14 protein-coding genes are annotated in these 14,294 nt (G+C 52.1%); 9 read left to right on the top strand and 5 right to left on the bottom strand.

The annotated features are described in order from the left end of the window. Window positions 1-3: 3 nt before the first annotated feature. Window positions 4-924, bottom strand: a complete 921-nt coding sequence (locus tag EPA93_RS36165; RefSeq protein ID WP_129892180.1) for an LLM class flavin-dependent oxidoreductase — start codon at window positions 922-924, stop codon at window positions 4-6. A 333-nt stretch (window positions 925-1,257) separates the two neighbouring features. Between EPA93_RS36165 and EPA93_RS36160 the strand changes: the two genes are divergently transcribed. From EPA93_RS36160 to EPA93_RS36150, 3 genes are all read left to right on the top strand, one after another. After that, entirely contained in the window at window positions 1,258-1,779 is a 522-nt protein-coding gene (locus tag EPA93_RS36160; RefSeq protein ID WP_129892179.1) for a MarR family winged helix-turn-helix transcriptional regulator, read from the top strand. A 2-nt stretch (window positions 1,780-1,781) separates the two neighbouring features. Further along, window positions 1,782-2,909, top strand: coding sequence for a flavin-containing monooxygenase (locus EPA93_RS36155; protein ID WP_207229289.1), 1,128 nt, complete (start codon window positions 1,782-1,784; stop codon window positions 2,907-2,909). A gap of 183 nt (window positions 2,910-3,092) precedes the next feature. Continuing rightward, window positions 3,093-3,710 (top strand): LysE family translocator, encoded by a 618-nt coding sequence (locus EPA93_RS36150; protein ID WP_129892178.1) that lies wholly within the window; start codon window positions 3,093-3,095, stop codon window positions 3,708-3,710. A gap of 333 nt (window positions 3,711-4,043) precedes the next feature. Here EPA93_RS36150 and EPA93_RS36145 read toward each other — a convergent pair whose 3' ends face one another. Beyond that, entirely contained in the window at window positions 4,044-4,490 is a 447-nt protein-coding gene (locus tag EPA93_RS36145) for a VOC family protein (RefSeq protein ID WP_129892177.1), read from the bottom strand. 27 nt (window positions 4,491-4,517) lie between these two features. After that, window positions 4,518-5,105, bottom strand: coding sequence for a helix-turn-helix transcriptional regulator (locus tag EPA93_RS36140; RefSeq protein WP_129892176.1), 588 nt, complete (start codon window positions 5,103-5,105; stop codon window positions 4,518-4,520). A 360-nt stretch (window positions 5,106-5,465) separates the two neighbouring features. Here EPA93_RS36140 and EPA93_RS36135 point away from each other — a divergent pair, with 360 nt between their 5' ends. Further along, complete coding sequence (locus tag EPA93_RS36135; protein ID WP_129892175.1) at window positions 5,466-6,431, top strand: LLM class flavin-dependent oxidoreductase; 966 nt, start codon at window positions 5,466-5,468, stop codon at window positions 6,429-6,431. Window positions 6,432-6,437: 6 nt separating this feature from the next. Here the strand turns inward: EPA93_RS36135 and EPA93_RS36130 are convergent, their stop codons facing one another. Beyond that, window positions 6,438-7,001 (bottom strand): MarR family transcriptional regulator, encoded by a 564-nt coding sequence (locus tag EPA93_RS36130; RefSeq protein WP_129892174.1) that lies wholly within the window; start codon window positions 6,999-7,001, stop codon window positions 6,438-6,440. 183 nt (window positions 7,002-7,184) lie between these two features. Here EPA93_RS36130 and EPA93_RS36125 point away from each other — a divergent pair, with 183 nt between their 5' ends. Beyond that, window positions 7,185-8,156 (top strand): quinone oxidoreductase family protein, encoded by a 972-nt coding sequence (locus EPA93_RS36125; protein ID WP_129892173.1) that lies wholly within the window; start codon window positions 7,185-7,187, stop codon window positions 8,154-8,156. Window positions 8,157-8,343: 187 nt separating this feature from the next. On the opposite strand, the gene EPA93_RS36120 is transcribed toward EPA93_RS36125, so the two are convergent. Further along, window positions 8,344-9,138, bottom strand: a complete 795-nt coding sequence (locus EPA93_RS36120) for an SDR family NAD(P)-dependent oxidoreductase (protein WP_129892172.1) — start codon at window positions 9,136-9,138, stop codon at window positions 8,344-8,346. Window positions 9,139-9,398: 260 nt separating this feature from the next. On the opposite strand from EPA93_RS36120, the gene EPA93_RS36115 reads away from it, so the two are divergent. From EPA93_RS36115 to EPA93_RS36100, 4 genes are all read left to right on the top strand, one after another. Beyond that, a complete protein-coding gene (locus tag EPA93_RS36115) occupies window positions 9,399-10,091 on the top strand; it encodes a nucleotidyltransferase family protein (RefSeq protein ID WP_129892171.1) in 693 nt (230 codons plus the stop codon). A 154-nt stretch (window positions 10,092-10,245) separates the two neighbouring features. Beyond that, the gene (locus tag EPA93_RS36110) at window positions 10,246-11,517 is read left to right on the top strand and encodes a leucine-rich repeat domain-containing protein (protein ID WP_129892170.1); all 1,272 of its coding nucleotides are present in this window, start codon (window positions 10,246-10,248) and stop codon (window positions 11,515-11,517) included. 431 nt (window positions 11,518-11,948) lie between these two features. After that, the gene (locus EPA93_RS36105) at window positions 11,949-13,019 is read left to right on the top strand and encodes an aminoglycoside phosphotransferase family protein (protein WP_165423629.1); all 1,071 of its coding nucleotides are present in this window, start codon (window positions 11,949-11,951) and stop codon (window positions 13,017-13,019) included. Window positions 13,020-13,512: 493 nt separating this feature from the next. Beyond that, window positions 13,513-14,289 (top strand): GNAT family N-acetyltransferase, encoded by a 777-nt coding sequence (locus EPA93_RS36100; RefSeq protein WP_129892168.1) that lies wholly within the window; start codon window positions 13,513-13,515, stop codon window positions 14,287-14,289. The last annotated feature ends 5 nt before the right edge of the window (window positions 14,290-14,294 follow it).

Here is a 14,294-nt window from a genome sequence, read left to right as displayed (position 1 = left end):
TCTTCAGCGTCCCTGATTGAGCGCGGGTAGGACTTCGTGAGCCAGCAAGTTTAGGGTGGTAAGCTCATGGGGAAAATCGCTGGCAACGAGCATAAAATAATCAAAACCAAGCTCAACAAAGGCTTGCAGCTGCTCCGCAACCTGGGCGGGTGTGCCGCCGATATTCGGGCCAAATGGTCCCGCCGCCTTCGCCATACCTTCCCTGGCCTGCTGCTCTGTCGGAGCACAAAGACAGCGCACCATCGCAGTTCGGCGCAAGGTCTTTGGATCTCTTCCCAGCTCCTCGCAGGCGGCATCCAGCATCTCGATCCGGGTTCTGACCTTTTCTAGCGAGTCAATCCCTGTATTCCACCAATCAGCGTAGCGAGCAATCAGGCGCAGCATACGCGGGCGAAAGCCGGCAATTAGCACAGGGGGCAATGGCTCAGGATGGGGCAGGCATGTGGCCTGCTGGACCTTGTGATACTTGCCCTCAAAGCTCACACGCGCCTCACGCCACAGGGCAGTGATGATCTGCAATTGCTCTTCCAGTTCGCTCACGCGCTGTCCCGCAGAGGAAAAGGGCAAATCATAAGCTCTGGCTTCTTCCTCTGCCCAGCCTGCCCCGATGCCAAAGATTAAACGTCCCTGGCTCAGGTATTGAAAGGTAGCAGCCATTTTGGCCAGCAGTGCGGGATTTCTGAAGAGCTGGCAGAGCACAAGATGCCCATAGCGCAATTCGGGATGCAGAGCGGCCAAATACGTCAACATCGTCCAGCCCTCAAAGAGCTGATTATCGCCAAATTGGAGATGGTCAGGCAGCCAGGCTGCATCAAAATGCCCGGCAACCGCCTCAAGCGCGGCATCAACCTGGGAAAGAAATACCTGCTGTGAGAGACCCATATTGCTAATAGGAAGTATGAAACCAAACTGAACCTGTGTCATCTATTGCTTTCCCTTTCATCCTTGGCAGTTTCTGCCTTTCGCCAGCATCTATCATTAATTCAACCGTATAGTTGGTTGAATGATAGCAAGGGCTAAATTGCTTGTCAACCGTATAGTTGGTTGGCCGATAATGAATACCCTCAACGACGAATCCTCTCCACGCCAGTAGAAGAGCCAATGCATATTATGTAGAGTTATATATTGACAACTGTCTTTCCAATTTGGTAATATAGTTACCAATATAGCAATTAAGTTGCCATATTGACAAATAACGATACTTATTCTCTTATGAAGCATTCTCAGAAGAGAAAATAGAAGGTATAGGAGCATCCTATGTCACAAAAATGGCATTCAGAGGAGGGACAAGGACCCTTGCCAGCTCATTCTTCCCCAGCACCCACGCCTACGGCCCTGATGAATCTATTCGACGAGGTGGTCTTAGTTCATCAGCGCTTGCAGATAATCATAGAAGCTCTCCACGGGACAAGCGAACTAACGCGCGCATGCCGGGGCATCTTGCGCGACCTCTATCGACTTGGACCACGCACAGTTCCGCAATTAGCCCGTCATCACCCGGTTTCCCGCCAGAATGTGCGGATGCTGGTCCAGCGCCTCGCCAAAGAAGGGATCGTCGAGCTCGTGCGCAATCCAGAACACCGGCGTTCCTATCTTGTTCGTCTAACATCTGAAGGCAAAACCCTGCTTGAGGAGATGTGGGGACGCGAGATGGCGCTGCTAGAGAGCCTTGAGCTCGATATTTCCCTTGACGACCTGCGAACTGCCGCTAGCGTGCTGCAGCGACTCCGCACTCTCATGGACGACTTTGTAGTTTCCTCGGAAGAAGCAAGAGGCTAAGCATGCAGAAACCTTCAGAACCGCTCATAATGCAGACATCTGCCAGCCCCCAACACGCGGGGCTTACAACTCACTCCTTTAAAACTATTGTGGTTGGCGGCGGACAGGCCGGGCTCGCCATGGGGCATGAATTGGCCCAGTTAGGCCAAAGCTTCGTCATCCTCGATGCGCAAGCCTCTATTGGAGCAAGCTGGCGCAATCGGTGGAATTCCTTACGCCTCTTTACTAGCGCGGCTTTCGATGCGCTGCCGGGTCTGCCTTTTCCGGCTCCTTCCAAAAGCTATCCCACCAAAGATGAGATGGCCGATTACCTGGAGTCCTATGCTGCTCACTTCGCCTTGCCAGTCCATTGCAATATGAGAGTAGATGCGCTAAGCATACAAGAAGACCGTTACGTACTCCAGGTAGGGGAACATCGCTTTACAGCAGAAAACGTCATAGTCGCGATGAGCATTTCCCAATTCCCGAAGATTCCACCTTTTGCTAGCCAGCTTGACCCGTCAATCGTACAGCTACATTCGTCATCCTATCGCAATCCTGGCAAGTTGCCAGAAAGGGATACGCTAGTGGTGGGAGCTGGAAACTCTGGGGCCGAAATTGCCCTCGAACTGGCTCAAAGCTGGCCCACTAAACGGATCTGGCTTGCCGGGCGTGATCTCGGCCCCTCGCCGCTGAAATTCGATAATCCTTTTTCCTGGTGGTTGTTCAGTCATGTGTTCTCTGTGAGCACTCCATTGGGTCGCGCCCTACAAGCCCGCAAACGTGCACACGGCACGCCTTTGGGTCGCCTCAAACCGGCAGATCTGAGCGCAGCTGGCATTGAACGCGTGCCGCGGGTCACTGGCACGTACGAGGGAAAACCAGTCCTGGAAAACGGGCAGCGGCTTGACTGTGCCCTAGTGATCTGGTGTACCGGCTTTGGGCCTGGCTTTGACTGGATACATCTACCAGTCTTTGGCACTGATGGCTACCCCATTCACGAGCGAGGCATTGTCAAGGACATGCCGGGCCTCTTCTTTCTCGGGCTGCCATTTCTCTCGGCTTTTACCTCGGGATTCGTCGGAGGCGTTGGCAGAGATGCTCATTTTCTCGCTAAGCACCTGGCAACGCGGGCGGCATCTCATTGGTAGTACGCCCTTTCACAAATGGCACTTGCTTTCCTGGCCATATATCAAGTAGGCTGAAAGCAGACCCATCAAGAACGCTAAAAGGTCGCAAGACTGTGAAATCATAAGGCGTTAGCGTTCATACTATTTGTTTTACTGAACCGATGAAGCCTGGTTCGTGGCCAATACGACCGATAGGAAAAGCATATGGAAGCTCGATTGTTGGCATTCCTCGGCATTGCAGTAATACTTACGGTAACCCCGGGGCCAGACTTTGCTTTGGTGACGAGGGTGGCGTTAGGACGGGGACGAGTTGCGGCCTGGCTCACCTCGCTTGGCATTGTCTCGGGACACTTGCTCTGGGGTATAGCCTCATCAATAGGAGTTACCGCCCTCCTCAAGGCCTCGCCAACTCTCTACACGGTTTTACGCCTTCTTGGAGCCGCATATCTTATATGGCTGGGCATACAGTCCTTCCTCTCCCGTAGCGCTGGGCAGGAAAAGAAGATGGGGCCGCTGTTAACACACAATTTTGCCGCGTACCGACAGGGACTGATTAATGACCTGCTCAACCCCAAGATTGGTGTCTTCTACATGACTATGCTCCCACAGTTTATCGGCCCTGGACAGTCAATCTTTCTGTTTTCGCTCATGTTAGCGGCTATTTTCGCCTTGATCGTCGCCATCTGGTTAGCAATCTGCGTTGTGCTGCTGGCTAGAATCGGTGAGGTCATTCGCCGTCCGGCGGTGCGGCGAATGATAGAACGCCTCTGTGGTGTGGTATTAATAGGCCTGGGTATTCATCTGGCTCTGGAGCGATCTTGACAGCGCTAAGCCCGATTGTGCTCCGACCCACATATGCAGCCTGCATCGCCCAAAGCGACGACTAAAGCGAAAAGGGAGATCCTTGCTTCTGCGCATGGCCTCGCTCTTACCGGCCATCACTCATATCTCCGCATTCCCCTCTATGGCCCGGAAAGCACAGGATCACCAGGCCATGCCATGATATCCAACTGTATAGTTGGTTGAGTTCGCTAATGAGGGCACGTTTAGGGGCTCATCGCAGTATCCGTGGAGAGCACGCCGTGGGATTGATAGAAAATCGATCAAGGGAAAGGTGCACAACAGATACGCACAAACCGTACGCACCCCCTCATTCTAAGAGGAGGAGCTTTCGTCACTGGGCCAGGTGATTTCCAGGCACAGCTGATTGTTGTCAAAAAACACAAATGTGCCAAGTTCTTGAATCTCTGTAATGACGACCTCAGCCTTGCGCAAGCGCTCGCGTAAGGCCTGGGCAGCAGCTTCATCGGCGAGCCGCAAGGCGACATGGGGAATCAGACTATGTGGATGAATGTCGGAAGGACCGAGCATCGTTTTTTCCAGTGCCCTTTCAAAGAAATGGAAGCCCCAGACGGTATCATCGGCTGGTTTGACCAGGATGAGACAATGCCGGCCTCGCCCCGTATCGGGAGCGATAGCCCTCACATGCATACCCAACACGTCCTGGTAAAAGTGTATGGTTGCATCTAAATCCGCAGTGGCTAAGGCGATATGATGAATTCCGCGCCAGGGTAGCTGAAATGATTGCTCTGCTAGAGACATCCTTTTTGTACTCCTTCTTTACTTCTTTCAAATGTGGTAGACGGGCGTAGGTGCAGGACGAACATCAGGAACAATGAAGCCACACATTGCGCGATGTTTTGCGCGCTCTAGAAAGATCGTTGGCGTGCAGCCTGCCCAGGTCTTAAATTCGTGGATGACATGGGCCTGGTCCTGATAACCAAGACGCGACGCAATCTCAGCCAGTGAATAGGCTGGTTCATGGATCAATACGCAAAGTAAGGCCTCGAAGCGCAGGAGACGGGCAAAGACCTTGGGCGATACGCCTATACGCTGCTTAAAGCGTCGTTCAAATTGGCGCAGGGAGAGACCACACTCAGCGGCAAGCACACTCATCCGAATCTGGCCCTGTGTCTTGTAAAGCAGCTCAAGGGCGGTTCGCAGAAAAGCAACATCGGTAAGCCTCCACTGCGTTCGGGCGGCGTTGAATTGCTGCGAGGAAAGGATTTGCCGGGCCGAAGCATTGCGGCGTACAGTTCCCTCCAAAGTGAGGGCCAGGCGCAGCCAGATACCCTCACGTGGGACAGAGAGCGGCCTCGCCTGATTATCAAGCGTTGATATCTGTTCCTGCCAAATTGTAACGAATCTTTCCATCATATATTTCACCTTATCGTCTGCGCTACGCGAGCAAGTTATGTGAAAAGCTTCTCACGCCAGCCTTTTCGCCTTGAAGAGAGACCCTTCACCTATTAACGCTCTGAGAGAGATCATACCAGACAATTTGGCAGCGAGTATTGTTAAAAATCGACATTTCTGGTTCCTTTTTTGTTACTATACCTCATTTTTTTCACTACTTGTCTCTTGGTTTACTGTACAGTATGCTCTGGTCAGAGCAAGCGTGAGAAAAACTTCATGTGTAGCCTCTGGAAAATCGAGAGGTCACGCAATCAAAACGGTAATGAATAGGCGGTTTCGTAGTCGGCACCTCACTATTCCAATATTAGGAGGAAAGCGTCAATGGAAAAACAAGCCGAAGTTCGTTCTTTGCGAACACGGGTAGGAATAAGTGTGCAGCCGGCTGATCCGGCCACGCTTGTGGCAAATCTTGTCGAGATTGAGGAGGCAGGGGTTGATCACGCGTGGGTCGCGTTTGGTCCCCTGGGATATCCAGACGTCTTGACGACGCTGGCCGCTGCGGCCGCCCGGACCAGTCGGCTGAAATTGGGGACATCCATCATACAGATCACCTCGCGCCATCCGGTACTCATGGCCCAGCAGGTTATGAGCCTCACAAGGCTGGCGCCCGGAAGGCTGAAACTGGGAATAGGAGGCACAGGATTGGCCCAGATGGCAAAGAGCTTCTACGGCGTGGACATGGATGCGCCTCTAGCCTATCTGCGTGAATATATCCAGGTCTTGCGTCCACTGCTGGCACAAGGTGAAGTTCATCATCGGGGACACTACTTTACTGTCGATGCTTCGATATCGGGCACCGCGCAAGTCCCTTTATTCGTCTCCGCGCTTGGCGCGGGTGCTTTTCGCTTCGCGGGCGAAGTGGCGGATGGTGCCCTTCCCTTCATAGCGCCGATTCCTTACCTGCTCAATACAGCTCTTCCCGCCCTGAGCGCTGGCGCAGCGGCAGCCGGTCGCCCCCGTCCACCAGTGGTGGCCCATGTTTCGGTAGCGTTGACAGAAGATCGGGCAAGCGCGTTACAGGCAGGACGTCAAGCGCTGAGCATTTATCCAACACTGCCAGCCTACCGCAATATGTTGATATCGGCAGGCTTTACAGAACAGGATACCAATCAGGTTTCTGATAGGCTCATTGAAGGCCTGCTCGTCTTTGGCGACGAGGACAGGATACGGGAGCGCGTGCTGGAGATGCTCGCCACTGAGATTGATGCCCTGGCCTTAAGCCTCGTGCCAGTCTCTGGCGCGGCTCAGGAGCACATTCGCCTGGCGCGCCTGGTCGGGCGGCTATAAAAGAAACTATGTTGCGTGTGAGCTGTCAGTCCCCTTATTGGCTGGTAGCTCTTGCAGTCCCAGGTTCAAGAAAGAGGCCTCGGTGGCATCGTGCAGAACCCGCACAAGCAGCTGCAGTTCTTCAGGGCTGTAGCGCTCTAGGAAGCGCTTAAAGCCGCGCTCCATCTGCTCATCAAAGGCTCTGTGCACCTCAAAGAGCTCTCTGCCCAGAGGAGTCAGACGAAAGAGAATTTCTTTGCGATTATTCGGCAAGCTCTCCTGACTGATCAGATTTCTGGCAAGCAAGCGCCGCGTAACTTTCGAGACGGTGCCCCTGGAAATGCGGCAGCGCTCAGAAATCGTAATGCCATTTACTGGCTCTGAACGCCCGATAGCGTTGATTACACGTAGCATTGTTACCGTCGAGTCGCGCAAAATTTCGACAATAAGCTGATTATGGCTGTGCTTGACAAGCCATTGCCACTGGTCGTTCTCCTCCGAGCTGAAATGCTCAGTCACTTTGGCCAGCAAGGCCAGGATATTGGCGACAAGCGGTGCAGTCTCATCATGATTATTTGCAGCAGCGGGCATGCTAAGGCCTCCCTCGGTATCTCGTCTTTCTTCTTGCCCCTAGTATAGCAAAAGCTTTCAACCATTTTGTTTCCAAGCAACAATCTTGACAGAACAACGGCGATACGTTATTATTGTTTCCAGGCAACAATATTCATGTGCCGCTTCTGATAAAGAGGAAAAGATGAAAGGAATCGACAAAAAATGAAAGCCGCCGTCTTACATAACTTTGGCGAGGTCCCTCGCTTCGAGGATTTTCCCGATCCCATTCCCGGAAAAGACGAAATTCTTGTCACGGTAAAAGCTGTGGCGCTGGAAAATATCGATCGAGCGCTGGCAAGCGGCACCCATTATGCCAGCCGCCAACTTGTCCCCAGGCTGCCGGCCATCGTCGGACTACATGGGATTGCCATGAGCGACGATGGTCAGTTAGTCGGCTGCGCGGGCCTGCACCCACCCTATGGGGCTATGGCCGAAAAAGCCGTCATCTCGCAAACAAATCAAGCGCCCATTCCTGCCGGCGTGGACGCGGCAACGGCGGCAACGGTTCCGGCCTCAGCGCTGACCGCGCTTTTCCCGCTCAAGGGCGGTGCAAAGCTGCAGGCTGGCGAGACGGTGCTGATCAATGGAGCAACTGGCTTCTCGGGAAAGCTTGCGGTCCAAGTAGCCAGACTCCTTGGCGCTGAGCGCGTGATCGGCACGGGACGCGAAGCGGCTCAGCTTGCCCAACTGCATGAGTTGGGAGCAGACGCGGTAATCGATCTCTCGCAAGCTGAGGCAGATGTGCTCAAAGCCTTTAAACGCGAGGCAGGAACGTCAGGATATCAGGTCATCCTTGATTACATCTGGGGGCATCCTACAGAATTGCTTCTAGAAGCGCTAACACCGCAGGAAATCTCTTTTGCTAAGCATCGCGTACGCCTGGTGCAAATCGGCGAAAAGGCCGGGCCAAGAATTTCTCTAGCGGCGGAGGCGCTGCGCACATCAGGCTTAGAGATTCTTGGCGCTGGGGCAGGTCTCACGCCCGAGGTTCTGGCCGAGGGAACGCAGCAGGTGTGGGAGTGGATCAAGGCGGGCAAGCTGCGGGCCGAGATTGAGCAAGTGCCCCTGTGCGATATAGAGAGCGCTTGGCAGCGTAGCGATGTACATGGCAAGCGCATCGTCATTGTCCCCTGAGCCCTCATAGCACTTTCCGAAAGTTGCACACCCATCGTTTTTCATAGGTACGAAACAAGCTCCTGGCCAGTTCTACATAGAACTAGCCGGGAATGGCGCGTCTCCCTTTCCAGACGAGGGCAAGCTGGAAAAAGGGGCGCGTCTGTTGCCCTATCGCGCTGAGCCGGCTACCTTTCTATCTTGCTATCTAAATGACGGCCTTGAGTGTGCCACCATCTACGATATAGTCGGCGCCAACTATCGCGGCGGCATGCTCTGAGGCGAGAAATGCCACAATTGCGGCTACTTCAGCAGGCTGAATCAGGCGGTTGATAGTCATATTGTTCATCTTTGGTAGCTGGCTCAAGACTGTCTCTCGATCCATCCCTAATGCTGTGCCAATTAAATCAGCATTTCCGCCCTCAGCGTCCCACTGTGGAGTAAGGACAGTACCGGGCGAGACGGTATTGACGCGCACGCCCTGGGGACCAAACTCTTCGGCTAAGGCCTTTGACAAATTGGTTAGGGCGGCCTTTATGGCACAGTAGTCCATGATCTGGGTAACCGGCAAATGGGCATTCACAGAGGAGATATTGATGATGACTCCACTTCTATGCTCAAGCATATGGGGCAAGACAGCTCTCGAAGCGCGCACGGTACTCATGACATCCATATCAAAGGTGCGATACCAATCTTCATCGCTTATCGAGAGGAAACCGGCTTGCATGTGAGTCCCGCCAACATTATTGATAAGAATATCAACGCGCCCAAATTTAGCGATAGCGCTCTCTACGAGCTTTGCTGGACCATCAGCCGTACTCAGATCTACGGCAACGGGCTGCACTGCATAACGCTCTGCCAGCTCTGAAAGTTCAGCTCCCTGCCCGCGACTCGCCGCTACTACGCGCACGCCTTCCTGAGCCAGAGCCGTTACAACGGCTAGCCCTATGCCTTTACTCGCTCCGGTAACAATTGCTACCTTGTTCTGTAATTGAAGATCCATTTATTTTTTCCCTTTTCCCGGTTTGTTTTCAATCCACGCTTGGTTAAGTTGATATTCACAACAAAGCTCCTGCCTTGCCAGCACAGTTGGTTTCACATAAATTACGACACTATTATCGTAATTTATAAAGAGATTATACGATAAAAGTATCGTAATGTCAAAAGAATGTCCGATATGACAGAAGATGTCAAGTTGCATATAGTATTCTATCAGCAAATAAGTGCATGGGAATCCTGAAGAACATGAGGAAGCGATAAGCTGTGAAAACACAATTGCTGACGGAAGGAACGCTGAGCTACTTCGTAGTTTCTGAGCTTGATGCCCTCCAGGCTGATGGCGTGCAAAACCTTGGTTTTACTCCCTATCGGGATGGCTTCGCCAGGGCCTATCCAACAACGACTCCCCACCTTGAAACCTTTTATTGCAATTTTGCCAGAAGCGCGCAAGCGATGATTTTGCAACGCGCGGGTGCTTGCCATGTTCCCTGGGAGCAGACCTTAGAGGATCTTGTACAGCGGCTTACTTCGTATAACCTGCGCTGGTGGCTGATTGGCAGTGCGGCTTTAGCCGTGCGGGGCATAGCTATCAGCCCTGGAGATCTGGATCTGGCGACAGATGAGGCCGGAGCCCTCCAGTTCGGGGAGATTTTATTTGATGCACTCGTTGGCCCGCTCGAAGACGCTCAGGGCTGGATCAGTAAGTGGTTTGGCAGAGCATTCTTACACAGCCGCGTTGAATGGGCGGGCGGGATACGAGAGGACGCTGATGAGCAAGGCGTGACAGAATATGGCCCGGCTGCCGCTTCCCGCCTGGAAACCATTCTCTGGCGGGGATATCAGATCCTTGTGCCGCCGCTCGACATCCAGCTCGCGGTGAACGAGCGGCGCGGCTTGCAGGAACGCACCAGCCAGATCGAACTTGCATTCTCACGGGGCCGATCTTACGGAGCGTAGGGGAGAATAATTAATTTGGTCGGGTAATCAGGCCACCTTGCCCGAGAAAGAGAAAAAGAAAAGAGCTCCCTTTCACAAAACTCTTTTCCTGGACATGAGGGAAACAATGAGCTAGAATATAAGATAGCAGCAGAAAAGACGAAAAGGAGCAACTATGGCATCTGATCGAGAACTGGTGATACAGCTTCAACGACATCTAGGAGATTGGAATCCTCATGAAGAGTGCAACGGCATGCACGAGCCAAAAGGACTCTCTACAGCATATAACGACCAGGGGCAGCTAATCGCGCTGCATCTCTGCAGCTTAGGCTTAACGCAGGTTCCTGAGGAGGTGTGGCAATTTTCCTCTCTGCAAACGCTCTTTCTAGCAAACAACCAGCTTCGTTCTTTACCTGCCGAACTCGGCAATCTCTCCATGATGCAAGAGCTTAGCCTGTACAACAACCAGCTTCGTTCTTTACCTGCCGAACTCGGCAACCTCTCCATGATGCAAGAGCTTACCCTCGAAACTAACCAGCTTCGTTCTTTACCTGCCGAACTTGGCAATCTTTCCAGGTTGCAAGCTCTTCATCTGCAAAACAACCAGCTTCGTTCTTTACCTGCCGAACTCGGCAACCTCTCCTCTCTCCAATGGCTTGATCTGGAAAACAACTTGCTTCGTGAGCTGCCCGCCGATGTGGGTAAACTCTCCTCTCTGGAAACGCTTGGGCTAGGCAGAAACCAGCTCTGTGAACTTCCTCCTGAAATCGGTCAGCTTTCCTCTTTACAACACCTTTACCTGGATAAAAACCAGCTCCGCGAACTCCCTCCCGAAATCGGTAATCTTTCCTCCTTGCAAGCACTTGAGTTAGATACCAATCAGCTCTACGAGTTGCCTCCTGAAATTGGCAACCTCTCCTCTTTGGAATCGATTTGCCTGATTAATAATCAGATCCGTTTTTTGCCTCCCGAAATCGGTAATCTCTCCTCTTTGGCAGGACTTGGGTTAGATGAAAACCAGCTCTGTGAGCTCCCTCCCGAAATCGGTCTCCTCTCCTCTTTGGAATCTCTCAGGTTAAGAACCAACCAGCTCCGCAAACTGCCGCCCGAAGTGGGTAAGCTCTCCAGACTGCGTTTTCTTTTAGCGGATACTAACCAGCTCTGTGAGCTCCCTCCTGAAATCGGTCAGCTGTCATCTCTCCTCTGGCTTAGTCTCACAAACAATCTACTTCGCGAACTCCCTCCCGAAATCGGTAATCTCTCCAGACTGACATGTCTTGGCCTAGACAACAACCAACTTAGATCCCTTCCCGCCAACGTCGGCCAACTCACCAGACTGGAGAGGATTGAACTAGAGAACAACCCGTTGCAGTTCCCTCCAGCAGAAATTGTTGCACAGGGTATGCCGGCCATTCGTGCCTATTTACAGACATGGAACACACGCTAGGCAAGCAACCTATGGGCTAATGTGGTGCATCCTTGCGTCTCCCTTTCTCACTAGGAAAATTTGGAAAAAGGGACGCGCCCGCTGCGCCACAGATGGTCAGCGCCGACGAAGCAGAGCTAATCGGGCTTCTCCATACATGTGTTGTCGCTTTATAAGCTTTGGTCGGGTAATCAGGCCACCTTGTCCGAGAAAGAGAAAAAGAAAAGAGCTCCCTTTCACAAAACTCTTTTCCTGGACATGGAGGAAACAATAAGCTAGAATCTGAGAGAGCAGCAGAAAAGCCGCAAAGAGGCAACTATGGCATCTGATCGAGAACTGGTGATACAGCTTCAACGACATCTAGGAAATTGGAACCCTTATGAAGAGTGCCACAACATGCACGAGCCAAAAGGACTCTCTTATGCCTGAAAAGAGAAAAAGGAAGAACACCCGTGAATATTGTCATTGGCGGGCTTGAAGAAGCGACACCAGATTGGCTCACGATCATCCTCTCTCAAAGAGGGTTCCTTCTCAAAGGGAAGGTGCAAGCACTGAAGGTGACAAGAATACATACCGAACAAGCTCACTCAATTGGCTATTTTCTTGCTGTCGAGTACACTGCGAATACTGTTCTCGAAGGAGCGCCAACACGCCTTTATTTAAAGCTCCCTAAGCCTGATGCTGATCCTCAGAATTTTGTTAAGGAGGCGCAACGAGAAATCCGCTTGTATCAAGCCTTCATGTCCCCCCAGCAGGTCTTACCCATCATCCCTTGCTACGATGCGATCTATGATCCTCATCAGCAAAGATATCACTTGCTCCTTGATGATCTTTCAGGAACACATGAGCAACCAGCGTGGCATCTCACGATTGCTGAACACCACATGGCCCAAACAGTAGAGGCTCTGGCAGCCTTCCATGCGTATTGGTGGAATCATCCACAATTGAACAATGGCATAGGCGAACTGCCGACGACCACTTCATTAACGCAGGAGCTTGCACGCCTTCAGGGTCTCTATCCTCGCTTTTTAGAAAACTGGAAGGATCAGTTATCTTCAGATGATCAAGGTATCTACGAATGTTTACTCGATGCTTTACCTGCATTCTGGGAACGGCGGAAAACATTACAAGGTCAAACACTGATCCACGGAGATGCCCATTTCTGGAATTTTCTCTACCCCGTTGATCCGCAAAAGCATCGTACTTACCTTCTTGATTGGCAGACCTACCGTATTAGTTCGGGAACAGATGATCTTGCCTACACCATTATCTTGCGCTACCCACATCGCACGAAAGCCAACGAGTTAGGCTGGGTGAAATGCTATCATGAAGGACTGCTCAGGCACGGGGTCACGGGCTACAGTTGGGAGCAATGCTGGCACGAGTATCGTCGTTCCACCGCCGAGCAACTTTTGGTTACCCTGAATTGGGCAGGCTGGGCATCAAACGGCAGATATATACAGCGAGCTCTTACAGGCTTTCGTGATTTGGCGTGTAATGAGCTTCTCCATTCAGCATGGTAGTAGAGTGACAGGTCTATCATATCCAGAAGCGAGTAGGTTGAATGCACATCGCGAAAGATGATGCCGCGAAAACGCTGAAGTTGCTCTTGCTCTCGATTGTAGAATCGAAGCTCGTCGTCATGCAGATTGATAATCATCTCTGCAGTTCCATGCGGAAGCAAATGTTCCCTTGTATACATCGAAACGCTTCCTTACATTGAGCCAGAACAGCTCAACGAATTCCCCCAATGGCGACTGAGGAATAATTGTATCAGAGGCAAACCTCGACTACAATGTGCTAGTGCATAATCCGCCAAAGCAAGGGAACGATGGACAGGGCTACATTCCTGGGCGTATAGTATTTTCATGATTTTCTTATACGCTGCACTCTAACGAATGAAGAATACGCTGGCCGCTCCTGGCACGAAGAGAGATCAAAGGGACAAGATTTTATCCCAGCGGGAGGAAGGGCCTGAAATAACCTGTTCTCCCGGAGAAGGGCTTGGAGGATTCTATGCATCTTGACGTTCGCCAAAACTTTGAAGAAAAGATTTCCTATGTTGCGCGCCGCCTGGCTGATATGACTATCGATGATCAACCGACCTTTCTGGCAGTAGATTGCGGTTTACCCAGCGATACGTTTAATGTGATAGTGGTCAGAGCGTTGCCCATCTCGGCTCCAACATTGCCCAGGATTGACAGCTTTAGGGCTAAAGGCTTTCCGTTCGCCCTCTGGTCCTGGGCAAGCGATATCGCTAAAGCTGACATCTCTCAGCTCGCCCAACGCGGATTAGTGCAGGCAGAGACGAATAGCGCCATGTACGCGGACCTCTCACAGATCCAGGCAGCGCCCTTACATGTCGAAGGTTTAGAGATCAAGCAAGCCACAACTGCCAGCGAGCTGCTTCAGGTGGGGGAAGTGATAGCCGCTCTTTTCGGAGATTCAAGCGAGGGGCGCCAGGTGCTTGCTTACTATCAAAGGCTCTCGCAATATCCGCTGAGCATGTTTGCTGATATGCGTCCCTATCTTGGCACGCTGGATGGCAAGGTTGTCGCCTCCGGGCTGCTATTTGTTGGTAGCCAGAGCGTGGGAATCTACGATCTTGTCACTCACGATGACTATCGCCGGAGGGGCATTGGCAGTGCGATGTTCCAATATCTGCTCAAGGAGGCCAAAGCCACCAACCGCCGCTATGTTGTACTTCAAGCGTTAAAAGATGGCCTTGGCATCTACTTGAAAGCCGGTTTCAGCATAACCGGTGATGTGCTGACATTTGAGGCCAGCAGATAACAGAA

The organism is Ktedonosporobacter rubrisoli, from assembly GCF_004208415.1.
In the GTDB taxonomy this organism is placed as follows: domain Bacteria; phylum Chloroflexota; class Ktedonobacteria; order Ktedonobacterales; family Ktedonobacteraceae; genus Ktedonosporobacter; species Ktedonosporobacter rubrisoli.
This window is presented reverse-complemented; position numbering and strand designations above follow the sequence as displayed.